At 44.6% G+C, this 24,210-nt stretch carries 20 protein-coding genes; 11 read left to right on the top strand and 9 right to left on the bottom strand.

Going from position 1 to position 24,210, the window contains the following annotated elements; all coding sequences use genetic code 11:
- Positions 1 to 186 precede the first annotated feature (186 nt).
- Both DWW52_RS14975 and DWW52_RS14970 read left to right on the top strand, forming a co-directional pair.
- Entirely contained in the window at positions 187 to 549 is a 363-nt protein-coding gene (locus DWW52_RS14975; protein WP_199692003.1) for a hypothetical protein, read from the top strand.
- A gap of 11 nt (positions 550 to 560) precedes the next feature.
- Positions 561 to 1,133, top strand: coding sequence for an RNA polymerase sigma factor (locus DWW52_RS14970; protein WP_118716313.1), 573 nt, complete (start codon positions 561 to 563; stop codon positions 1,131 to 1,133).
- On the opposite strand, the gene DWW52_RS14965 is transcribed toward DWW52_RS14970, so the two are convergent.
- A complete protein-coding gene (locus tag DWW52_RS14965) occupies positions 1,130 to 2,032 on the bottom strand; it encodes a helix-turn-helix domain-containing protein (RefSeq protein WP_118716312.1) in 903 nt (300 codons plus the stop codon). The two genes, DWW52_RS14970 and DWW52_RS14965, sit on opposite strands and share 4 nt — an antisense overlap.
- A 161-nt stretch (positions 2,033 to 2,193) precedes the next feature.
- Between DWW52_RS14965 and DWW52_RS14960 the strand changes: the two genes are divergently transcribed.
- The 7 genes from DWW52_RS14960 (at position 2,194) to DWW52_RS14930 (ending at position 10,237) form a co-directional block, all read left to right on the top strand.
- The gene (locus DWW52_RS14960) at positions 2,194 to 3,453 is read left to right on the top strand and encodes a TolC family protein (protein ID WP_118716311.1); all 1,260 of its coding nucleotides are present in this window, start codon (positions 2,194 to 2,196) and stop codon (positions 3,451 to 3,453) included.
- 25 nt (positions 3,454 to 3,478) lie between these two features.
- Positions 3,479 to 4,369 carry an HlyD family secretion protein gene (locus tag DWW52_RS14955; RefSeq protein ID WP_118716357.1) on the top strand — a complete coding sequence of 297 codons (891 nt, stop codon included), beginning with the start codon at positions 3,479 to 3,481 and terminating at the stop codon, positions 4,367 to 4,369.
- A gap of 2 nt (positions 4,370 to 4,371) precedes the next feature.
- Positions 4,372 to 5,832 carry an ATP-binding cassette domain-containing protein gene (locus tag DWW52_RS14950; RefSeq protein WP_118716310.1) on the top strand — a complete coding sequence of 487 codons (1,461 nt, stop codon included), beginning with the start codon at positions 4,372 to 4,374 and terminating at the stop codon, positions 5,830 to 5,832.
- 11 nt (positions 5,833 to 5,843) lie between these two features.
- Positions 5,844 to 6,944: an ABC transporter permease gene (locus tag DWW52_RS14945; protein ID WP_118716309.1), complete on the top strand. Its 1,101-nt coding sequence runs from the start codon at positions 5,844 to 5,846 to the stop codon at positions 6,942 to 6,944.
- A 15-nt stretch (positions 6,945 to 6,959) separates the two neighbouring features.
- The gene (locus tag DWW52_RS14940) at positions 6,960 to 8,015 is read left to right on the top strand and encodes an ABC transporter permease (RefSeq protein ID WP_199692005.1); all 1,056 of its coding nucleotides are present in this window, start codon (positions 6,960 to 6,962) and stop codon (positions 8,013 to 8,015) included.
- A gap of 451 nt (positions 8,016 to 8,466) precedes the next feature.
- Positions 8,467 to 9,372, top strand: coding sequence for a DUF4261 domain-containing protein (locus tag DWW52_RS14935; protein WP_118716307.1), 906 nt, complete (start codon positions 8,467 to 8,469; stop codon positions 9,370 to 9,372).
- Between the two features lie 130 nt (positions 9,373 to 9,502).
- Positions 9,503 to 10,237: a bifunctional 2-polyprenyl-6-hydroxyphenol methylase/3-demethylubiquinol 3-O-methyltransferase UbiG gene (locus tag DWW52_RS14930; protein ID WP_118716306.1), complete on the top strand. Its 735-nt coding sequence runs from the start codon at positions 9,503 to 9,505 to the stop codon at positions 10,235 to 10,237.
- Between the two features lie 66 nt (positions 10,238 to 10,303).
- On the opposite strand, the gene DWW52_RS14925 is transcribed toward DWW52_RS14930, so the two are convergent.
- Complete coding sequence (locus DWW52_RS14925; protein WP_118716305.1) at positions 10,304 to 11,389, bottom strand: tyrosine-protein phosphatase; 1,086 nt, start codon at positions 11,387 to 11,389, stop codon at positions 10,304 to 10,306.
- Between the two features lie 161 nt (positions 11,390 to 11,550).
- Here DWW52_RS14925 and DWW52_RS14920 point away from each other — a divergent pair, with 161 nt between their 5' ends.
- Positions 11,551 to 12,480, top strand: coding sequence for a DUF1848 domain-containing protein (locus tag DWW52_RS14920; protein ID WP_118716304.1), 930 nt, complete (start codon positions 11,551 to 11,553; stop codon positions 12,478 to 12,480).
- A gap of 386 nt (positions 12,481 to 12,866) precedes the next feature.
- Here DWW52_RS14920 and DWW52_RS14915 read toward each other — a convergent pair whose 3' ends face one another.
- From DWW52_RS14915 to DWW52_RS14890, 6 genes are all read right to left on the bottom strand, one after another.
- Positions 12,867 to 14,036: a thioredoxin domain-containing protein gene (locus DWW52_RS14915; RefSeq protein WP_118716303.1), complete on the bottom strand. Its 1,170-nt coding sequence runs from the start codon at positions 14,034 to 14,036 to the stop codon at positions 12,867 to 12,869.
- Positions 14,036 to 15,532: a PKD-like family lipoprotein gene (locus DWW52_RS14910; protein ID WP_118716302.1), complete on the bottom strand. Its 1,497-nt coding sequence runs from the start codon at positions 15,530 to 15,532 to the stop codon at positions 14,036 to 14,038. The genes DWW52_RS14915 and DWW52_RS14910 overlap by 1 nt, the downstream gene beginning before the upstream one ends.
- 12 nt (positions 15,533 to 15,544) lie before the next feature.
- Positions 15,545 to 16,273 carry a DUF4843 domain-containing protein gene (locus DWW52_RS14905; protein WP_158582624.1) on the bottom strand — a complete coding sequence of 243 codons (729 nt, stop codon included), beginning with the start codon at positions 16,271 to 16,273 and terminating at the stop codon, positions 15,545 to 15,547.
- Between the two features lie 10 nt (positions 16,274 to 16,283).
- Positions 16,284 to 17,708: a RagB/SusD family nutrient uptake outer membrane protein gene (locus DWW52_RS14900; RefSeq protein WP_158582623.1), complete on the bottom strand. Its 1,425-nt coding sequence runs from the start codon at positions 17,706 to 17,708 to the stop codon at positions 16,284 to 16,286.
- 19 nt (positions 17,709 to 17,727) lie between these two features.
- Entirely contained in the window at positions 17,728 to 21,102 is a 3,375-nt protein-coding gene (locus DWW52_RS14895; RefSeq protein ID WP_158582622.1) for a SusC/RagA family TonB-linked outer membrane protein, read from the bottom strand.
- Between the two features lie 111 nt (positions 21,103 to 21,213).
- Entirely contained in the window at positions 21,214 to 22,389 is a 1,176-nt protein-coding gene (locus tag DWW52_RS14890) for a FecR family protein (RefSeq protein ID WP_118716298.1), read from the bottom strand.
- A 125-nt stretch (positions 22,390 to 22,514) separates the two neighbouring features.
- On the opposite strand from DWW52_RS14890, the gene DWW52_RS14885 reads away from it, so the two are divergent.
- Positions 22,515 to 23,051 carry an RNA polymerase sigma-70 factor gene (locus tag DWW52_RS14885; protein ID WP_118716297.1) on the top strand — a complete coding sequence of 179 codons (537 nt, stop codon included), beginning with the start codon at positions 22,515 to 22,517 and terminating at the stop codon, positions 23,049 to 23,051.
- Between the two features lie 65 nt (positions 23,052 to 23,116).
- Here the strand turns inward: DWW52_RS14885 and DWW52_RS14880 are convergent, their stop codons facing one another.
- The gene (locus tag DWW52_RS14880) at positions 23,117 to 24,205 is read right to left on the bottom strand and encodes a TlpA disulfide reductase family protein (RefSeq protein ID WP_118716296.1); all 1,089 of its coding nucleotides are present in this window, start codon (positions 24,203 to 24,205) and stop codon (positions 23,117 to 23,119) included.
- Positions 24,206 to 24,210 lie beyond the last annotated feature (5 nt).

Raw genomic sequence — 24,210 nt, 5'->3', positions numbered from 1 at the left:
AATATGTATCATTAAACAAAACAATGTCATGAAACGCTATCAAAAAACCATCATCAGGGAAGTCGAGGCTTTTATACCGTTTTTAGTCACGGTAGGAATCGTTGCACTACTCACTTTATCCGTATATTTGCTACAAGATTTCACAAAGATATATCATATTTACACCACGTTCTAAAAATGAACACCATGAAAAATTTCAGACACCATAGAGGAGCACACGCTTTACTCATGCTTATAGGTTTGGCAGCGATTGTTGCCGCCATCATGTTCTTATGGAATTACCTGATTCCGTCCATCATCGGCTGGTCGGCTATCAACTACTGGCAGGCACTCGGACTGTTCGTACTGACCCGCCTGTTATTCGGGGGCTTCGGTGGACACGGGTTCATGAGGCGGCCGGATCGGGACCACGCACACATGCATCATTTCTTCGGGCAGATGAAAAACATGTCCCCGGAAGAACGGAAGGACTACATCCGTCAGCGTTTCGAAGAACGTCAACAGGCTTTTAACGACCACATGTTCGGCAAAGAACAACCGAAAGAGTAAGCACACTATCTATGAACAAACAACAAGAAGAAACGCCACCGAACATGGACGTTTCGGCGATCTTCAAACAGTATCAACCGCAACTGAAAGGTTTTATCGCCAAGCGGGTTTCCGCACGAGAAGACCGGGAAGATATCCTGCAAGATGTCTTCTACCAGTTGCTCAAAACGGACCCCGTGGCCACCCCGATACAACAAATATCGGCATGGCTGTACACGGTAGCCCGGCATATCATTATCGACAGGAAAAGGAAACACAAGGAAGAGGAAATGCCCCTGGCCCCGGCAGAGGAGGGCCAGACATTACTTCTGAAAGAAGTATCCGAATACCTGTTCGACTCGGATACCTCCCCGGAAAAAGAGTACATGAGAGCACTCGTCTGGGAGGAACTCGACAAGGCCCTGTCCGAACTCCCGGAAGAACAACGCGTTGTATTCGAATTAAATGAATTGCAGGACTTTTCGTTCAAGGAAATATCCGAAAGCACCGGGATTCCCGTCAACACGCTGATATCCCGGAAACGATACGCCGTTCTATACCTCCGGGAAAAACTCTGTGATATATATGAAGAATTACTCGGCTAATTCAGCCTATATTCATACGGTGTCATCCCCGTCACACGACGAAAGAACTTGCAGAAGAAAGAGGAATTCGGAAAATTCAACTCATCGGCAATCTGGTAAACCAACTTATCACTATGACGTAGTAAAATCTTTGCTTCCTGCACGACAGCTTCATTCACCCAATCCATCACCGTCCGACCGCTGGCCTGACGAATCAAGGTATTCAAATAACGTCCCGTGAGGAATAAATGATCCGCATAAAAAGAAACACTACGCTCATGCAAAGCATATTTGTTCACGAGGTCGATAAACCGATCAAGGACTTCTTCTTGGCGTGTCCCTCTCTGTTTTTTGACCGACCGATCTTTTTTCTCGAAATAAGTAATCTGATAAAATAACATCGAGATCAACCCTTGAACTGTTTCCTTGGGAAAGGGAACATCATGCAACACATCCCACAATAAAGAAAAAATAGCGTCTACACGCCGTTCTGCCACCTCGTCCAAAGACAGGCGCAAGTACAATCTTCCCCGCAGGTAAGCATAAAGTAATTCTTGTTTTTGCCAGCCTTCCATAAAACTATTGGTGAAAGCCAGCATCGACAAATCACAATCCGGTGACATATCAATAAACTGGATCACCGTCCCGGAAGAAGCTACCACCAAATGATGAGCCGTCAGCGTAATTTCCCGCAAATTAACCAGCACACGTACCGTCCCGGCCCTAAGAAGCACTACACGCCCCTCGGTCAAGCGATAAGGTTGCCCGAAAACAATCAAAGAACCATTCAAATCCTGCACCCCCACCATTGACCGGACAAAACCCAAATCCGAAGAAATAAAACGATATTCATTATTAGGTTCAACCGAATAATCAAATACCTGTTTTAAGGCTAACGCCAGTAACCCATTTTGCCTCATAAACGAACCACTTATTTCCCGCAAAGATAATATTTCAAGCCTAAAACAAGATGCGAACAGCTCGAAATCGAACAAACGGAACATATACAACAACGAATAGGACGCTAACGTATACTTAAAACACGTACTTTTACAACCGAAATAAATTAAAACTACATGATATGACACGAATCTTGCTTCTAACACTGTTCATCAGCTTAAGTAGCCATATTTTCGGACAACTGACACTCGACGCATGCCGGCAAAAAGCACAAGTCAATTACCCGCTCGCCCGCCAGTACAAATTGATCGAACTGACAGAAAATTACAACTTGAAGAATGCGGCAAAAGGTAACCTACCCCAGATCAGCCTGAGCGGAAAAGCATCCTACCAAAGTGATGTCACGAAACTCCCGATCGCTCTGCCTGAAATCTCTATCAAAGCCCTGCCTAAAGACCAATACCAGATCATGGTAGAAGCCCGGCAGAATATATGGGACGGTGGACTTATCCATCACCAGAAACAACAAATCCAAGCCTCTGCCACTGAAACAGAACGTCAACTGGATGTAAACATGTACGCTTTAAATGAACGGGTAAACCAAGTCTATTTCGGGATATTGCTCCTCGACGAGCAACTCTCACAAAATACCTTATTGAATGAAGAATTAGAACGTAACCTCAACACGATCAAGGCCTACCGGGACAACGGGATAGCCAATGATGCCGATGTAGACGCCGTGCAAGTGGAAATTCTGAACACCCGGCAGCAACGCACCTCGTTGGAAGCCAACCGGTCAGCCTATCTCCGGATGCTTTCCCTCTTGATCGGTGAAGAGATTCCCGCACATACCCGACTCTCCAAGCCCGTCCTGCCGGGGCAAACGATCTCAAATGACATCAATCGCCCCGAACTCCTGCTCTACGAGGTACAAAAACAAGTACTGGATGTAAAACAACAATCACTGAAAAGCGGCTATCTTCCCCAATTTTTCCTGTACGCACAAGGGGCTTACGGCAATCCCGGACTAAACATGTTGAAAAACGAATTCGACCCCTATTATATAATAGGTGCCCGCATGAGTTGGAACTTCGGCAGTCTCTACACGCTCAAAAACGATAAACGCAAACTGGACACCGAGAAACAACGGATAGAAAGCAACCGAGACCTGTTCCTCTTCAATACACGCCTGCAAGTGGCAGAGAAAGACGGAACGATATCCGCCTTGCGAAAACAGATGAAAGAGGATGACGAAATCATCCGTCTCCGCACGAATATCCGTAAAGCAGCCGAAGCAAAAGTGGCAAACGGAACTCTCACCGTGACCGAAATGTTACGAGAACTGACAAATGAAAGTCTTGCCAAACAAAACAAAGCCGTACATGAAATACAATTACTCATGGATATATACCAGCAAAAACATATTACAAACGAACAATAAACAATTCCCCAAACACTTATACAACATGAAACGACTATCTTATTTCCCCGCAATAATACTAATTACACTATCAGCCTGTAACGCCTCAAAAGAATTTGACGCCACTGGAACTTTCGAAGCAACTGAAATCATCGTCTCTTCCGAAGCTAACGGCAAATTACTCTGTTTGACCGTGGAAGAAGGCAGTAAACTGTCCCAAAACAGTGAAGTAGGTCTAGTCGACACGGTTCAACTTTATTTAAAGAAGCTGCAATTGCAAGCCAGCATGAAGTCGGTCGATAACCAACGTCCCGATATACAGAAACAAATCGCGGCAACCAAAGAGCAAATCGCCACCGCCAGACGAGAGAAGGCTCGCGTGGAAAACCTGTTGAAAGCAAATGCAGCCAACCAAAAACAATTGGACGATTGGGATTCTCAACTCGCCGTACTTCAACGCCAACTAGAAGCCCAGACCTCTTCACTCCGGAACAGCACGGCAAGCCTAAACGAACAGAGTTCATCCGTGGCCATTCAAGTGGCACAAGTAGAAGATCAACTACAAAAATGCCATATTCTCTCACCCATTGATGGTACCGTTCTCGCCAAATACGCGGAACCGGGAGAACTGGCCTCAACCGGGAAACCGTTATTCAAAATAGCTGATATTGAAAACATCTACCTGCGGGCCTACATAACATCTACCCAACTGGCCAGCGTCAAACTGGGTGATCCGGTAAAAGTATACGCCGATTTCGGGGATGACATCAGGAAAGAATACCCGGGCAAAATCACATGGATAGCCGATAAGGCCGAGTTTACCCCAAAAACAATACTCACGAACGACGAACGTGCCAACCAGGTATATGCCGTGAAAATTGCCGTCCGTAATGACGGAACCATAAAAATAGGTATGTACGGTGAAGTAAAATTCTAAGTATGGAACATCTTGTAGAAGTCAGGCATATCAGCAAACAATACGGACAGGTCCAAGCCTTACACGATGTTTCGTTCCAAGTCGGACGGGGAGAGTTATTCGGGCTTATCGGGCCGGACGGTTCCGGCAAGAGTACCCTCTTCCGTATCCTGACCACGTTGTTGACCGCCAACGAGGGGGAGGCTTCTGTCAACGGTTATGACGTGATTAAAGATTACAAAGAGATACGTAAAAGTATCGGTTACATGCCCGGAAAATTCTCTCTTTATCAAGACCTCACGGTGGAAGAAAACCTGAGTTTCTTTGCCACGGTCTTCAACACAACCGTGGAAGCCCATTACGACCAGATAAAAGAAATTTACGACCAACTGGCCCCCTTCAAAAATCGCCGGGCAGGAGCCCTGTCAGGCGGGATGAAACAAAAACTGGCACTCTGTTGCGCCTTGATTCACGACCCGGTAATTCTTTTTCTGGATGAACCGACCACGGGGGTCGATCCGGTATCACGCAAAGAGTTCTGGCAAATGCTCCATCGCTTGCAGGAACAAGGAATCACCCTGATCGTCTCCACCCCTTTCATGGACGAGGCCAAACAATGCGACCGGATCGCTTTCATTCAAAACGGCACGATCAAAGGTATTGATATCCCGAAAATGATTCTGGAACAATTCAAAGACATCCTTTGCCCGCCGGGACTGGAACGAGATACAACTCACCAGGACGAGCAACCCATTATCCGGGTGGAACAACTCGTGAAACAGTTCGGAAACTTTACCGCTGTCGATCATATCTCTTTCGAAGTAAAACGGGGAGAGATATTCGGTTTCCTCGGGGCTAACGGGGCGGGGAAAACAACCGCCATGCGTATTCTTAGTGGTTTGAGCCTACCAACTGCCGGAAAAGCCGAAGTCATGGGATACGACGTGCAGACACAAAGCGAGGAGATCAAAAAACACATCGGCTACATGAGCCAGAAATTCTCTCTTTATGAAGATTTAAAAGTATGGGAAAACGTGCGTCTCTTTGCCGGGATATACGGGGTTCCGAGAACGGAAATAGCACCGCGTACCGAAAGAATGCTCAAACGCATCGGCCTGTATGAAGAACGGGAAACGCTGGTGCAGGAACTCCCGTTGGGTTGGAAACAACGTCTGGCTTTTTCCGTTTCAATCTTCCACGAACCACAACTCGTGTTCCTCGATGAACCCACCGGGGGAGTTGATCCCGCCACCCGCCGCCAGTTCTGGGAATTAATCTATCAGGCAGCCGAACGGGGTATCACGATTTTTGTCACCACGCACTACATGGATGAGGCCGAATATTGCGACCGCATCTCCATGATGGTCGACGGGCAAATCAAAGCGCTCGATACCCCCGATAAATTGAAGGACCAATACCATGCCCAAAACATGGACGAAGTGTTCCAACAACTGGCCCGTCATGCCACTCGTTCATCCGACTAACTCTTTAACTTATGAAACAGTTTATCGCCTTTGTCAAGAAAGAATTCTACCATATCCTGCGAGACCCGCGCACGATGCTTATCCTTATCGGTATGCCCATCGTGCAAATACTTCTCTTTGGTTTTGCCATTTCGACCGAAGTGAAAAACGTGCAGACAGCCATTCTCACCTCATCCACCGATGTAGATACCCGTCATATCATCGACCGGATTAATGCCAGCGAATATTTCACGGTGAAATACGTGGTACACAACCCGGAGGAATTAAACCAACTATTTCGAAAGAACAAAATAGAACTGGGGATCGCTTTCCCCGCCCAGCTTAACCGACAACGTTTTGACTCGGAGAACATCCAGATTATTGCCGATGCTACCGATCCGAATCTCGCCATTACTCGCGGGAATTACGCCAACGGGATCATCGCCACGGCACAGGCCGAATTACAACAAGTCGGGATTCAACACCCCTCGCTGGTTATTCATACCAAATTACTCTACAACCCGCAAATGCAAAGTGCCTACAATTTCGTACCGGGAATCATGGGGCTGATCCTCATGCTGATCTGTGCCATGATGACTTCCATATCAATCGTCCGGGAGAAAGAAACCGGAACCATGGAAATCCTGCTCGTGTCACCGATGAACCCGTTCTTTGTCATTCTATCCAAAGCCGTACCCTATTTTATATTATCCATATTCAACCTGACCACGATACTCCTCCTGTCGGTATTCGTTCTGGATGTCCCGATCAGCGGGAGTTTGGGTAGTTTGTTAGGAGTATCACTGCTATTTATCTTCGTGTCACTGGCTCTCGGATTACTGATTTCCTGCGTTACCCGGACACAGGTCGCCGCCATGCTGGCTTCCGGAATGGTATTGATGCTCCCCACGATCATCCTGTCAGGCATTATCTTCCCGATCGAAAGTATGCCGAAAATACTACAAGCAATCACCTGTATAATCCCGGCACGTTGGTATATCGACATCGTCAGGAAACTGATGATCGAGGGAGTCCCGTTTGCCTATGTATGGCAAGAAACGGGAATCCTGTTCATCATGGCCATCGTGCTGATCGGCATCACGACCCGCAAATTCAAAAAACGTTTAGACTAAAGGAGGAAAAACATGATACTACGATATCTCATTGAAAAAGAATTCAAGCAACTGAAACGGAACAAATTCCTGCCCCGACTCATTCTCATCTTCCCTTGCATGATGATGTTGGTCATGCCGTGGGCCGCCACGCTGGAAATAGAAAACCTCCGCATCGCGATCATCGACAATGATCAAAGTCCCTCCTCTCAACGGTTGGTACACCAGATCGAGGCTTCCCGCTATTTCAAGCTGACGGGATTACCGACCAATTACGATAAAGGTATCGCCACCATTGAAAAAGACCAGGCCGACGTGCTACTGGAAATTCCCCAGGGATTCGAAAAAGAGCAGGTCAACGGTCGTCCCGCTTCAACCCTGATCGCCGTGAACGCAGTGAATGGGAGTAAGGGAAGTCTGGGAAGTGCTTACCTGACTCAAATTCTGTCACCACAAAGCTCTGCCTCCATTCGCTACCAATTCAATCCTCATTTGAATTATAAAGTCTTCATGGTGCCGGCCCTCATGACCATGGTACTCGTCATGCTCTGCGGTTTCCTCCCGGCCCTAAACGTGGTAGGAGAAAAAGAAGCCGGAACTATTGAACAGATCAACGTAACCCCGGTAAGCCGCTTCACGTTCACCCTGGCAAAATTACTCCCTTACTGGCTTGTCGGATTCATCGTGTTGAACCTCTGCATCCTACTCGCTTGGCTGGTATATGGAATCACCCCAAAAGGGAATATCGGGGCGATTTATCTAGCAACACTTATTTTCGTTCTCGTCGTTTCCGGCCTGGGGCTCGTGATCTCCAACCACTCGGCAACCATGCAACAAGCCATGTTCGTCATGTGGTTTTGCATGCTGGTATTTATCCTCATGAGCGGGCTATTTACCCCGATCAGCAGCATGCCGCGATGGGCACAATACATCACTTACGCCAATCCCTTGCGTTACTTCATGGAAATCATGCGCATGGTCTACCTGAAAGGCAGCAGCATCACGGACATTATCCCGCAACTGGGAACCCTGACCGTCTTCGCCACCGTTTTGAACAGTTGGGCCATATACAGTTATAAAAAGCAACAATAGAGCTTGAAAGCAATGGGAGTACATCGCATAACTTCATTGATACTAATAATTAAACTCAAACCATAATCCTACCGTAATCATAAAGTAATCCTACCCCTCTTTCGTAGATGCCCCGAAGCTTCGCCCAAGCATCACCGTTCTCTGTTATTCGAGCTACGAGGAAGCTTCGAAGAAGGTTCAAAGGATGGGTAGGATTACAATAGGATTATCCCTAATTTACTCATGAATTACTTACAAGATAAAATTTTGTTCATGAATTAAAGACTAGTTAGCTAGTCTTTATTAATAATATATCTTACCTGAACACACTCATTATTATCAAAATCCGCCCCCCACAAACAGAATTGTTTATTAAATTGATTGGTGAAAATCTATATTCGATAAAGGAATACCTGCAAAAAACGTATATTTGTAAACCTAGTTTTACAACAAACCATTAAAAATACCGGACATGGAGGATTCACAAAAAGAACAGGAAGTATTTCGCCAGAATTTAGACGAGAAAGGAAGTTTTCAAACCCTATTTCAAATGTACCTATTGTTTACCGACAAAGGAACACGCCCCGACGGGGAAAATATACACAAAGCGTTATCTGCCAAATACGAGAAGGTGGATATTGTTGCCAACGTGAAGGACTCCCTTTCGACTTTCGCAATCTGGAAATACATAGTGGAATACAAAGACAACCAACGTATGCCGGCACAGGTACTCATGTCCGATTTCGAGAATTTCGACGGGAACAACATTGATCTGATGCAACGCAGTCAATTATGGGATTGCCCCGAAAAAGACGAGATTCTCGCCAACTGCAAATATAAAATCATGTTATCGGACTTCATGGCGTCCGGCCTCCCTTACAAAGAGCGTTGCGCCCTGTTGACCGAATGGCTGGAAACCACCCTCGAACTGTTCCCTGACTGTGCGGCAGTGTGGACTCCTTCAAGCGGCAAGTTATTGACCCGGGAACAAGTATTAAATAACCCGTGGGCCCAACCTGGTCGTTTTCTTCATTTCGGGATGAACGTCCGATTCTTCAACATACAAAACACCAACGACATGCTCGTGGATACGTTAGGACTTTACGCCATCGGACTACCGGACGTACAATATCATTTTCACGATCTGGACCCGAATGCCGTGGTCAATCACGCCTATAACGTGGCCGCCTATATCTTCGACAAAGACGCCTCCATCAAAGATGGAGAAACCATCGACGGTATCTCTGAACAGGGAATTGACCGGAACATTCAATGGAAATGCCAGTACGAGCGTTCCCTGATACAACCCGACCGAGAGGTGATGGATATCTGTCCCGGAGAATACGCCTCCGGCGAGAGAAATCAGGAAGAACAATAGTCGGAAAAGCATAAATAATTTAACAGTACCATATTGAGTGGTTGTTCGGAAATTCCGAACAACCTATTTTCATCAACTCACCTTCCTCAAATATGTTTTTAATCATACCAAGTAGAACAGAGATATCATCATGAAAGAAAATAAATACGATGACGAAAAATTCTTTAATCAATACAGCCAAATGTCCCGTTCCGTGAACGGTCTGAAAGGAGCCGGAGAATGGCACGTGTTGAAAAAAATGTTACCTGACTTCAAGGGGAAACGGGTGTTGGATCTGGGATGCGGCTTTGGTTGGCATTGCCAATACGCTATCGAACACGGGGCAGAACACGCTCTAGGGATTGATATCTCCGAGAAGATGCTGGAAGAGGCTCGAAAACGAAACAACTCCCCACGCATAGAATACAAACACATGGCCATCGAGGACTTTGATTATTCGCCCGAGAGCTATGACGTGGTTATCAGTTCCCTCACCTTTCATTACTTGGAATCCTTTCCGGATATCTGCATGAAAGTGAATCGTTGTCTCACACCCGGCGGAATATTCGTGTTCTCGGTCGAGCATCCCGTGTTCACAGCTTACGGTAGTCAAGACTGGTATCACGACGCACAAGGCAATATCCTCCACTGGCCCGTGGATCGGTATTTCTCGGAAGGGAAACGGGAAGCCACCTTCCTCGGTGAAAACGTGACAAAATATCACAAGACACTCACCACTTACGTGAACGGGCTCATCCAAAACGGTTTCGAGATTACCGGACTGATAGAACCGGAACCCGACGAGACGCTTCTTGATTCCATACCGGGAATGCGTGACGAATTGCGACGCCCCATGATGTTACTCGTTTCCGCGGTGAAGAAATAATATCCACATAAAAAAGGAGTTGTCCATCATAACCGGCCAACTCCTTCACTAAAATACACAAACCTTCTAATACAAATAAAGCTTTCTAATCTTATCGAGATCCACGCCCAACTGTTGTGTCAGGAACTTTTCCATTCCCCCGTAATTATTATCTATCGTGGTCAAAGCCATTTCAATATACTCTTTCTGCACGGAACCGATGTAATACATGCAAACCGCCATATTATTATCCCCGTAAAGAGCTTTCATTCCCTCCAGAGTCACCCCCGTCAACTCGTTCGTGAGCATGTAATCCTCCACGATCGTCTCCCGGTCTACCCCCAAAGCGGCCAGAAATAACGCAGCTGCCAATCCGGCCCGGTCTTTCCCCGCCGTACAATGGAACATCAAGGGTGTTTTGTCTGTCTGCATCAACGTCTCGAAATATGACTTATACTCGGCCTGAAAGTCCGTCACGAACTCCCGGTTACCATCCACCAGATACTGTTTCGCCGCAGCCACGTCACCTCTTCTGATAACCTCCCCGATATCGGTAGAAGAAAGATTCCCCGGAGCTATCGGGAAATTAATCCGGTTTATCGTTGTTGTCGGCACCTTATCCGGCTCAGCATCCCGCTCCTCATTCGATCGGAAATCAACAACCGTCTTCAAAGGAATACTTGCAAGATATGCTAAATCCTCATCTGTAAGGCTATTACATTTTCCGGAACGGAAAACCAATCCCCATTTCACCCGGCGACCATCTTTCGTCTTATAGCCGCCCAGGTCTCTGAAGTTTGACTGCCCGACTAACGGTAATCGCCTTATACCCAAAGCAGCCCGTGCCCCGTCAGACCACTCCAAACAATAGAGTTGAAACTTACTCGTACCCAATTCCGTCATTCCTTTCGTACTTCCCTGCAACAAAGGTTCATCAAAAACAATAGAAGAACTACTTTCTCCCCCGTACAACTTCCATGTCCCGTCTTTCAATATCTCGACACGGGCCTTCTTGGTCTCCTTATTTGCTGTAATAGAAGCATAAGAAGTAATATCCGTTCCCGAATATAAATCCGTGTTCACCTCCGCATCATCATCCGAACACGCAACAACACCGGCAAAAGCCGCAAATACAAAGCACCATTTACTCATCCTTAATAAATACTCTTTCATAATCTTTTTCTTTTCATTTTGATACCACAAAGAAAGAGTAGCGATATTACCAAATGATTACATTCGTGCTAAAGGAATGTTACTATCGAGAGTTCTCGTTTTTTCAAATAATTTTCACCCGCGTAATTGTTCCATATCACGGAAAGGTGTAATTTTACTACATGATAATTAGCGTAAGTAGAAGAACAGATATCCCCTCGTTTTACTCGGAATGGTTTTTGAATCGTATCCGGGAGAAATTCGTTCTCGTGCCCAACCCGTTTAACCCGAAACAGGTAAGTCGTGTTAGCTTGACCCCGGACGTGGTGGATTGTATCGTGTTCTGGACTAAAAATCCCGCACCGATGCTCGACAAACTCGACCAATTGGAAAATTTTAAATACTATTTTCAATTCACGTTAAATCCTTACGGGAAAGAAATCGAGGCTAATTTACCCTCCCTAGACAAAAGAATTGACACGTTCAAACGCCTCTCCGACCGGATTGGTAAAGAAAAAGTCATCTGGCGTTACGACCCGATCCTGACAAATGAAAAATATAACACGGACTTCCACAAGACCGCTTTCGCTGAAATCGCTACTCGCCTGAAAGATTACACGGAAAAATGCATGCTCGGTTTTATCGACCATTACAAGCACATCCATGCTACCCTGCGATCCATGAACATCGGTCTGCTCACCACGGAAGAAATACAGGAAATGGCCATCTCTTTCCGCCAAACGATTGATGACACCCCTCTACTATTGAACACGTGTACCGTGAAAATAGACCTTACAGACATGGGTATTCCCGCCGGGATGTGCATCGACCGGGAACTGGTAGAAAGGATCACGGGCTACCCGATCTCCACCCGGAAAGACAAAAATCAGCGGGACGTGTGCCGTTGCATTGAAAGCATCGACATCGGTACTTACGACACTTGTTTCAACGGTTGCCTGTATTGTTACGCCAACACGGCGGAACACAAACCACTCCGAAACCGTCAACTACATGATCCCGCTTCTCCAAAGCTCGTCGGACAGGTAAAGGACGACGATATTATAAAAGACCGAATCACGCGAAGCCTGCGACGTGACCCCACGTTATTTTGACAAAATAAATCATGCCACACCACGAAAACAGGTAGTGTCTTACCTCGCACACGCCTTAGTATTTCAATACACTCTCACTAGTGCTTCACTAGTAAATTAACCAGGGATCAATTATGCTTCGATTATGCATCAATTATCGAGATAAACGATCTACCCTCAATTTACACGTAACGCTTACACGAAATACAAGCGAGACACGAGTGAGTGTCAGGTGAGAATACCTTGCAATACACCAGATTCACAGTTAATTGTTTTATTGATAATTCAAGCACTACCACTCGTACCCTGAAATGTCGATCGCCAAACAATTAACCACTTCAAAAAAAGAGGTTTCCCTCTCGATTATTGACAGGAAAACCTCTATTCATTAAACAACTTTATACAACTCAATGCTGCATCCTCACCACCCTCGCTTCAGCCTCCAGATCCGTAGCCTCCTTCTCCTTTCCCAGAGATTTCAGCAAACGGGCTTTCAATCGCATGTATTCGGATTTATAATACCCTACCGGGTATTCGTCCATCAACGCCTCCATCCAACCGATAGCCTCCTGTTTCAAGGAAACATCACTACATTTTTCCAAACGGATGATGTAATTCTGGATATAACTCAGCTTATTATCTCCATAGAAAAAACCGTAACTCAAAGCCTTATGCATCTCGTCCAGCATTCCCCGGTAATCCCCGTCGGCCACTTTACGGGCCGTGTAAAGAGAAGCCAGATACCTCGGGACTTCCGGCAGATTTAACGACAACAGATAAGCCACGTATTCATCATATCCTTTCTGATTAAAAGGGCCGTGCTTCTCGGCCTCCCACCAGGTAAATCCCCCAACTTTACTCCGAAAGGTATAATCTATAAACATATCAACCGTATCTTTAGCCACGATCTGGTAAAAACGGGCTCGATTTTTTACCAATTTTTTCAATAAAGGAGACAAGGGATTCTGCAAATTATAAACCATGATATTCCAACAATCACGGGTATAAAACTGCTCGTCGGTCAACGTGTTTATGTACTCCGTCGCCACGCTCTCCTGTAATTTGGGTCTGTACGCCTCGCTCAATTTTGAAATATACGTCCGGACAAATTCGGGATCCCGCTCCCCCGCGTCATAACGCTTCTGCAAGGCAAGCAACGTCATACCCCCATCCATCGCCACACCTCCCTCTTGAATCAACTTTCGCACGGGTTGAAAACCCACGACACAATGAACCAGATCTCCCGCCTTGTCAACATAAAGAAGTGTCGGGAAAGCTTTCACCTCGTATCGCTTGGCTAATTCCGGTCCCTCCCCTTTCTCCATATCCACCTTCACGTTGATGAAATGCTGGTTATAAAAATCCGCCACCGAATCATTTGTAAACACGGTATTCGACAACATCTTGCACGGGCCGCACCAAGACGTGTAGCAATCCACGAAAATCATCTTATTCTCCGACCGGGCAACCTCCAATATCTTCTTCCATTCATCTTTCCGAAACTCGATAGAACGGTTTTGTGCAGAGGCTTCCCCGATCAGGAAGCCCGCTATCACAAGAAACAACAATACTTTCATCAGGAATGGGCTTTATATTTATAAACAAAATCCTTTATCTTACCGAAGCCGCTATAAGACTTGAACGGTTCCGGCTCTTTCTCCGTCGGCTCGGCCAAACGTCCCGTGTAATCTACCTTTGCCCGGAAGAAATGTCCTTCGTCACCGCTATTCCCTGCAAAAACGATCTCTGCCTCATCCTTATCCCGGTAGAATATCTTCACGAATCGCATATTAGCATCCGGATCGGTATAGAAAGGTTCCGGCTCGGTCTTGTGCGTGGAAGCATTGTATATCCAGATAACATTATCCACGGCATAATAAAACTTATCGGCCGTCTTCAATGCCCCGAAAGCGGTCGCTTTCAAGAAGGTCTCCCGAAGAGCTGCATCCAGTTTCACCGGAGCTTCATAAGGTTCGAGAGTCACGTTATAATACACCCCGGCTCCATCCTTGAAGGTATACAAGTACATGTCTGTCCCGTCATCAAACAGGAACCAGCAACGATCCTCTTTACCGCTAATATCCGTGACAAATCGTTTGTTTATCTTCAAGGGATCAAAGGCAGCCGTAGACGCAGCGGTTAATTCTCCCAGATAGTTCTGCCCGTAAGCAAATTTCCACTCCAGGAAACGCCCGTTCTTATCATCATAAAAAGCGTATCTTCCCAAGCCGCTGGAATTATGCATCGTCCCGACACCGGTAATATTATAATCCAGATCATCCAGACGACAACGCACGGATGCTTTCAACGGGACTTGCACGTTATTCATGTAATGAATTCCTCCGTCACAAACCATAAACTGATCCCGAGCCGCTAAATCCGTCAACAGATGAGACACCCGGATATCCGCAGGTGCATCAAAGAACCACCCGTCAGCTTCTCCCTGATACGCCAGATCAATCGGGCTTATCGTCTTTCCTCCCTCGGTTTGAGTCAGGTACAAACGCTCGTCACGAGTTTGAGTACTATTCACGTAAAACAACTTCTCGGCATTCGGGATATACTCGTTATTGATCAACGAATATTGATTTAACCGCACGATTCCTCCCGGATGCGTGACTGCGTCAATATCATATTGCCCGTCAGGCTGTTGTGATAACAGTAAATATACTTTTGACAACCCGTTATCGACCGTCAGTTTACAATAGGCATAAGTTTCAACCTTGGAAGCCTTGTGAATAGCACAAAAACGCAAATCGTACACACCCACCTCTTCCCTGAAATCTTCAATCTTCAATTCCCTTGTCTCGGCAATCCGCTTGAACTCCGGAACCGCACTACTTGTCTTGGAGGCGACATCCCAAGCCCAATCGTATTCTTCGGCCGTCGTTCTTTTCAGGGTTATTTCCGGGGACATTTCCAACGTCTCCCCGTACATAACAGTTTCCTCGGCATCAATCTTCAGCAATACCTCGCCCAAATCCGAATAATCATAGTTTCCTTTATCATCATAACAGCCCCATACAAACCAAGAGCAAAGCACTATACTATATAATTTGATTAATCTTTTCATAACATGCTCATTTTATCTGTCAAAATCCACGTGTACATTATTCTCATCCAGCATCTGCTTATTATTCTCCTTCTCCCACCTGGCCAATTCACTCTTCATCTTGTCCTTGTAAAACAACATCTGTCCCTTGGGTATCGCATTCTCCCCGCTATCCGGGAAATCCCATATACCCAAAACGTCAATGATATAACGATATTTCACTTTACTATACGTTCCGAAATAAGGTTGACATTCATAAATCCAACGTGCCGGTTTGGTCAGGATATCATTAATCTTAACTTTATAATCCAGCCACGTGGTGTCGACATCAACACCCAAGCCCTCCGACGGCAGGATTTGTAAAAATATAACCCGTTCTTCCGATTTCAAATCTTCCGTACGATTCACCTTGATTTTCAAAACAGCCTTCCCATCTCCGGCAACAATAACCACCTTCTCCATCGTGTAATCAACATCCTTTACTGCCGTGGTCTTCTCATCCACGACAACAAGATTCACCTCCCGGTTATAATCCACGCTCTTCCCGGTAACAACAAGAGGGATTTCAATCACGTCGGATTGCAGGTCATTATCCCGGACAGCAAAAGAGTATGTGGTACTATCCGCAGTTCCCGATCCGGCAACCCGTTCAAAATACACCTGAGCTCCTCCGGCATAATCAAATCCGTCTTCTTCCGAACACCCGATAACAGCAACGAGCATCAATAATCCTATTACAAATATATTTGTTGTTTTCATCATGACCTCCTTCTTAATTATTACCATTCGCCACTCCCCCGAATTCCCGTTCCTGATCCGGCAAGGGGAATACATACACTTCTTCAAGCTTGTCGGCAATACTTACCGTACTATAATCAATTGCCGTCGCGTTCAACCATTTATAACGATAGAACAATTGTCCTTCACTATAAAACTCTCTCCTATACTCCGCAGTCAGGTAAGATTCGACCTCGCTAAAACTGGTAAACGCTCTCTCCTCCAATCCCCTGGCTTTACGCACAAGATTCAGCCAACGGGCAGACTCTTCCAAGTCCGTGGTACACTCGGCAGCGACGTAATACATTTCAGAAAGACGCAACATCGGTACCCTGTATTTAGCATTATAACTATCCGTGGAAAGTTGCAAATACTTCTTCTGCTTCCCGTAATAATCCGCAATGTCAAATAGCTCACTATATCGAACATCATTCCCCAGTCCGGCCGTTTTATCATACATCAAGTCCAGATAGTACTCCAACTGCTGCAACTCGTACCCCATCGAACTGGATTTAAAATATTGATCTGCCCAAGTTGCGATCTTATCCACGAAAAGCCCAAACAACAATTCTTGTGAAAACACCCGATCGTTTCGAACTCCGGACATATTCGTGGTCAAAGTTAAAGTATCGTTATCGACCAGTTTTAAAGCATATTCCAACGCCTTCTCTTTATTTTCCCCGTACATATACACTCTCGCCAACAACCCCTGCACGGCATAGACGTTCAAGCGAGTTTTCCGGTTCATCAGATAAATATTATCCGTTTCCTGCACACTATTCTTCACGGGATCATTTGCCAGACACGTCAAAGCCTCTTCCAAATCCTCAACGCAAGCATTAACGACCTCAACAGGACTACTATACGGAGTATTCTGTTTGGAAACCGTCTTCACGTACGGGATACATTTACGCTCTTTATCCATCTTGAAAGAAGGACCGAACATACGCAACAAATCAAAATGCAGATAAGCGCGTAAAGCCAGTGCCTCCCCCTTGATCAGATTATAATTATCATCCGAAAAAGTAGACTTACTCGCTTTTTCCAACCTTGTCAAAACATTGTTGGTATTCACCACCGCCTCGTACATCTTGTTCCAGAATTCGTCAATAATCGTGCGGCTGGCATTATGCATGTAATCATATCTCACCGCATAGTAGAATGGATGAGCGGCACTTGTAACATAATAATTCTGTACCAACGCATCCATAAAACCCATTGTCATATTCTTCCCGTACAGATTCTCGGAAGCCATCAAGGAATAGACTCCCACCAGCGCATCAAAATACCCGTCCTCATTCTTGAATAAATCATCTTCCTTGATTTCAACTTTAGGACTGACATCAAACCAGTTCTCGCAAGATGTTAATACCGAAAAGAGACCGGATACCAACAGCGTGTATATTATTACTTTTTTCATCATTACTCTTATTTATGAATTAAAATGAAATGTTCAACGAAAATGCAAACCTCCTCGCGAAAGGATAATTCAAACCACGTTCCTGTTTCACGGATGAAAAACGGAAAGCATCATTCAGGTAACCGGTAATCTTGATTCGATCCGCCCCGATAGCATTCAAAATCTTGGGAGCCATAATATCATACCCGATACTGATAGATTCACAACTTAAAACATTCTCATCCTGCACGAACCGGCTGGATTGTTTCGTCTTATCCGTGCTCTTTATATCCTTGAAGAAAGACTCGTCCCCGGCTTCCCGCCACCTGTTCTCGTAGACCCGACGATCCACGTTCTGGTAAAGATTCGCATTCTCCACCCGATCCACCAAAGTAGAATTATAAGTTTGTCCACCGAACATATACCTGAAATTCGCACTGAAATAAAGATTCTTCCAAGTAATCGACGTACCCAAAACACCTTCCAAATCCGGGCGGGTATCCCCGACTTTCACCTGATCATTCGTGTTCCAAGTATACGTTTTTACTCCCGTTTTCGTCAAAAACATCTCTTTACCATTCGAAGGATCAATACCCAAAGAACGTACGGCATAAATACTCGTCACGGAATTTCCTTCCTCGTAAAGCAACAAAGGTGTCGTCGTATTCTCTTCATACGCTTTTTGCTTCACGTCATCATTTCTCTTCTTCATGGCGTTACTAATCTTCGTGATCTTATTGGAATTATTAGCACCGGATAAATTCACACTCCAGAAAATATTCTTGTGCGTATCCCGGAGTATCATGTAACGCATGGAAACCTCAGCCCCTTTATTTTCCGTTTCTCCCACGTTCTCGGTATAGGACAAAAATCCCAGCGAGGGAGCAATCGTCACGTCAGCCAGCAAATTCGTCGTATTACGTTTATACACGTCCACGCTCATACTCAACCGATCCTGAAACGCACTGAAATCCACTCCCAGGTTGGTCACCTTCGTCTGTTGCCACTTCAAATCATCATTTCCCAAACCCTTCATCGTGGCGGGAATAATTCCGGCATATTGCCTTTCAATATCATATTGGTACTTCCGCATGGCCTGATAAGGAGAAAAACTCTGGGAAGCCGTCACTCCATAAGAAGCCCGCAATTTAAGCTGGGTGATAGCGATTGCTTTCTCCATAAACTTCTCCCGGTGAATATTCCATCCCAACCCGACAGACCACACCGGGGCATACCGCTGATTCGAACCGAAGTTGGACGAACCATCATATTTCAGCGACGCATCAAACAAATATTTATTATCATAGGCATAGTTGGCCGTGATCAACACCCCGGCCAACCGACTGATATTATAAGTCGATGTCGGACGTGAATCCTTGTAATATTGTTTCGCAAAACCGATATCATTCATATTCTGACTCGGGAAACCTTCCGCTTTAATCTCTCGCCCGTCTATTGTCGTCTGGGATATATTAAATCCTCCCACGGCATAAATACTGTGTTTTCCAAACGACTGACCGTACCGCAGATTTATATCCCCCAACACGCTGAAACTCTTGTCCGTGTTCCACTTGAACTCCCCCCGACGCATATACTCTTCCGGGTCAGAAACCGGGTCACCCATTTTCGAGAACTTGGAATGTTGAGCCGGAAGAAAATAATTTGTTTCTCCCGTTTGCCGAGTAATGCTGAAACGCCCCATCAAAGTAAATAACTCCGAGATATTCCACTCGATAGAAAAATTATTCACGAAATTAAGATAGTCCTCTTGATCCGTGATATTCAAATCCGCATCATATAACGGATTACGATTATACTCTTCAAAATAACTAGGCGCTTGCTGATCAAAAATCTTAATTAACTTCCCGTTTTCATCATAAGGTTTCTGGTAAGGATTCGTTTGAGTATACTGGTAAAACTCGCCATAAGGTGAATTCTTCGCCAGATTATAGGTCAATTGCAAATCATTCTTGAATATCAGATTACTCAGACGATACGAAAGAAACATACCACCCTCGTAATTGGTTCTTCCCGATTCTTTCATCACACCCGGGGCAAAACGAGCCGTCAGGTTCATACTATAACGTAAAACTTTATCACCACCCTCCAGTCGGATGTTATGACGATGCTCAAACCCCGTCTGTACGGGCTTTGACAACCAATACGTGTCAACCCCTTCCTCCACGTTCTTCCGCAAGCGGTTATAGTAATCCTGTAAACTATTATAAGTAGCACTATTGGTCGCCTCAAAATGCCCGGCTTCCAATTGCAACTCCAACTTCTCCCGGGCATTCAACAAATCATAATCCGACAAATCCGGGATAACAACAGCATAATCCCCTGTATACGTCACCTGCAACCGTCCCATTTCGGGAGCTTTCGTCTCGATTACAATGACCCCATTAGCCGAACGGGAACCGTATAGAGCCGCAGCCGACGCATCTTTCAGAATAGTAATCGACTCTACTCGATTCGGGTCCATATCAATAACCCTCTGTAACGTGGTTTCAAATCCGTCCAAAATAAATAAGGGTTGATTGGGATTCCCTTTATAATTTGCATCCAAATCCGTGATCCCATTCGCCCCACGCAACTCAACTTCCGGTAAAACGTTCGGATTTGAACCGTTTAACTTACTCTCCACGATTTTAAAAGAAGGGTCCAACGTACGCAAACTCTGCAAAATATTTTGATTCCCGATCTGTTTCAACTCCTTACTCGTGATTGTTGTCGAGGCACCCGTTGCCAGTTCTTTATTCCGACGAAAGATTCCGGTCACGACAACCTCATTCAAAGCCTCCACGTCCTCCTCCAAGACCACGTTTATCGAATCCTGTCCCGTGTATTTTACCTCCTGCGTTTTCATCCCGACAAACGAGAAGACCAAAAAAATATCCTTCTGCTCCGGCAACACAAGCCGGTATCGTCCGTCGATATCCGTCACGACACCAATCGAAGATCCCTTTACAAGTACCGTTACCCCGGGAAGTGATTCTTTATTCTTATCCGTCACCAGACCGGACACGCTCTTCGCTTGCTTTTGCGGAACATGCTTAAAAACAACAATATACCCCTCGACAACTTTATATCCCAAATCCAGATTCTTTAATACCCGGTCGAGAATATCCGTAATCAACTCATTTTTTGTATCCACGGAGACACGCTGTGTAGTATTGATCTCCGTGTTACTAAAGACAATAATGTCTCCTGTCTGCTGTCGCAGTTCTGCAAAAAAATCTTTCAACATAACATCCTTCAGAGAAAGTGTTACCCGCTTCTGCGCGATAGAAACATTCATCGCTCCTACCTGCAAAAGCATAATAAAAGAAAAAAACAATGTCAATCTCATTTTTCTAAAAAGATTTTGAGGAACTTTTCCTTGCCATATAGCAAGGTTCATTCGGTTCTTTTTCATACATTTGTTAATTAATAAGTGGAACATATCAATACTATCCTTTCATTTACCAGACGCGAGGAAGTATTGGTTTCATGATCTAACCGGGAAGTGTGTACAAAACTTTCCGGTTTATTTCTTCTTTATCGTTATAATTTTTCCATCTATTTGATAATTCATCACCCGAGTATCTTTAATTAAATCTAATATAAACGTTATCGGCTTCATCTTTTCCGCTGCTCCAGTGAAATAAATTTCCCTCAAAGACTCATCCTCAAAGACAAAATCAACATTATACCAACGCCCAAGTTGATCAACAATCTCACGCAACGGAAGATTATCAAATTCAAAAATCCCATCCTTCCAAGAAGAAAAAAGATTGGCACGCACGACCCGGGTCGTCAAAAGTTGATCCTCCTTCGAGAACACGGCCTGCATATTAGGTGACATTTTTACAACTTTTCCCCCGGCATCCACAATCACACATCCTTCAACCAAAGTTGTTTCAATCCGATCCTTATCCTTATAAGCCATCACGTTGAACTCCGTCCCGGTCACCCGCACGTCCATCCCCGCCGTTTCCACCACGAAAGGCCGTGACGCATTCTTTGCCACCTGAAAATAAGCTTCACCTTCTATATATACCCGCCTCTCTGCCCCCGAAAAAGAACTGGGATAATGCAACTCGGATTCTGAATTGATCCACACCTTCGTGTTATCCGAGAGTACAAGAATATATTCACCACCCCTCGGAACCCGCAAGACATGCTTCTCCACACAACTCGAATCTTTGTCCATGTAAGCAATTGAAGACTTCCCCTGTACAATCCCCAATTCTTTCAACCGTTTCTCGTCAACCGCCTGATCTTTATTCAATTCAATTGTTTCTCCATTTGCCAATTCCAACACGGCCCGAAGATTCTCGGAAGGCGTTTCATACTGTTGCACCACGGTAATTTCGGGAAACTCTTTCGTCTCACCGGAAAACCATAGCCAATAAGACGCAACAATCCCGATACACAAAACTGCCGCGTAACGCAAATACCATTTTAACGAAAAGATAGACTTGCGGGACGCATAAAGTTTCTTCCGCAACATCATCCAGTCATCCGTCTCCCGCACCTGTCGATAACGTTCATAATCCTCTGTCGAGAAATTTTGTCCCGTCAATCTCCCATACAGTTCTTCATTTTCAGGTGATTCTTTTCTCCACGCGTCCAATTCTTGCCGTTCTTCATCAGACAAAGAAGAATGTATTGATCTAAAAATCAAATAACTAATTCGTTGTATCTTGTTTTCTGCACTCATTATATTTATCCTGTTTCTTATACTAAAACAAACAAAGAACAGAAAAGAGCGTAATGAACTACAAAAAAATATACATTTATTCCAGCTAATTTTTATCTTTGCTTCACTTTCACGAAACTTGAACTATGGTGAACAAGGAAAAACTCTTACAGAATCTTTTCAACGAACACTATCAACATCTTTGTTTTTATGCCGGTAAATACATCAAAGATATGGATAGTGTAAAAGATATTGTTCAAGAAGTTTTCGTCAAAATATGGGAACAAAATATCAACGTCCAAAACCCGATAGCCATAAAATCATATTTGTATACCACAGTCAGTAATGCCTGTATAAACTATTTAAAATCTACAAGCATACACAACAGGCACCATGACCGCATCCGGCAGGAAACCTCCGAAGCCGACCCGCACAACTATATCGCCGACCGTATCGAAAATGAAGTCATGTGGGAATTATTCTCCGCCATTGAAGGCCTACCAGAAGAATGCCGCAAAATTTTCAAGTTAAGCTACATAGAAAACCTTGATATCAAAGAAGTCGCCGATACTCTAAACATATCGACCCACACCGTAAAAAGTCAACGGGCCCGAGCCAAGAAATTATTACAAGAGAGATTGAAAGACTTGTTTCCCCTATTGGTTCTCATTTTCTTGAAATAGATTAAAAATAAAAATACGATAAAGTCAACTGATTCGTAATGTATCAGTTGACTTTTATCACTTTTTCAAAGAGACAATTGCTCAATAAAAGAAATCATACCCTCCCCTCGTAATTTATTAGTTACAATTTTCCCATCCGGATCTATCAAGAAAATCACGGGAATGCCGCTAACATTATATTCTCCGGCAATACCCCCGTCAAAAGCTTTTAGATCGGACAATATAGGCCAAGGTAAACTTTCCTTTTTCACATCTTCCTCCCACAATTTCCGTTCTTTATCCAGATTTATCGTGAACATATAAAACTTCTTTCCTTTAGTCAGATCATACACTTGCTTCAAATAAGGAATCTCCAACTTGCACCAACCACACCAAGAAGCACTGAACTCCAACAAAACATAACTACCCCTGAAATCCGACAAACGATACTCTTTCCCTTCAATATCCTGTAACATAAAATCATAAGCACTATTACCCGGTTGCACTTTCTTTGCCTGTTTCAACGCTTTTTCGCAATATTGAGCATAAACACTACCTCTTGCTTCCGGATTAAGTCCATTTATAAAACTTTCCATATTTTGAATATCTTCACTCTTAATCCATTCACTTGCAAAATAGGGTAAGACTAAACTGCCGGAATAATTAACCTGCTCAACTAAAAAACGGAGTAGACGTCCGGCCCAGATACTCGTCGAATCCTCCCTTCTTTTATACAATTCTGTATCCGTTTTAAACGCCTCGTTCCTCCGTTTTTCGAACTGGCTATAAGCTATCAGCAATTCTCTTGAAGCGTGAGTGACTGCTGTAAATTCTTCATGTGACTTACTTCCGATCACCTTTATATCTCTATAATGACCGTTTTCCACATTTAATTCGATTTCAGAATTTTCTAAAAACAACTCATACCTTCCTAAAAAATCCTGAGGAATAAAATAAATCAATCTCGGGGATTCCACCTTTCCACGATACTCGAATTTACCGTCCTTTACCTCAAGTGTATCATTAATCCATGCATCATTACCCGGTATAATCTCCCGAACAAATAATTTAGTCCCCGGGTATCCCGTTATAACTCCTCGTACAACAAATCCCTCATCCTTTTTCTGGCACGCACAAAACACGATCAAGACAAATAAACAACAAATATATTTCATCTCCA

Source organism: Odoribacter sp. AF15-53, assembly GCF_003479425.1.
GTDB lineage: Bacteria > Bacteroidota > Bacteroidia > Bacteroidales > Marinifilaceae > Butyricimonas.
The sequence above is the reverse complement of the archived record's forward strand: the minus strand, read 5'-3'. Positions and strand labels throughout refer to the sequence as shown.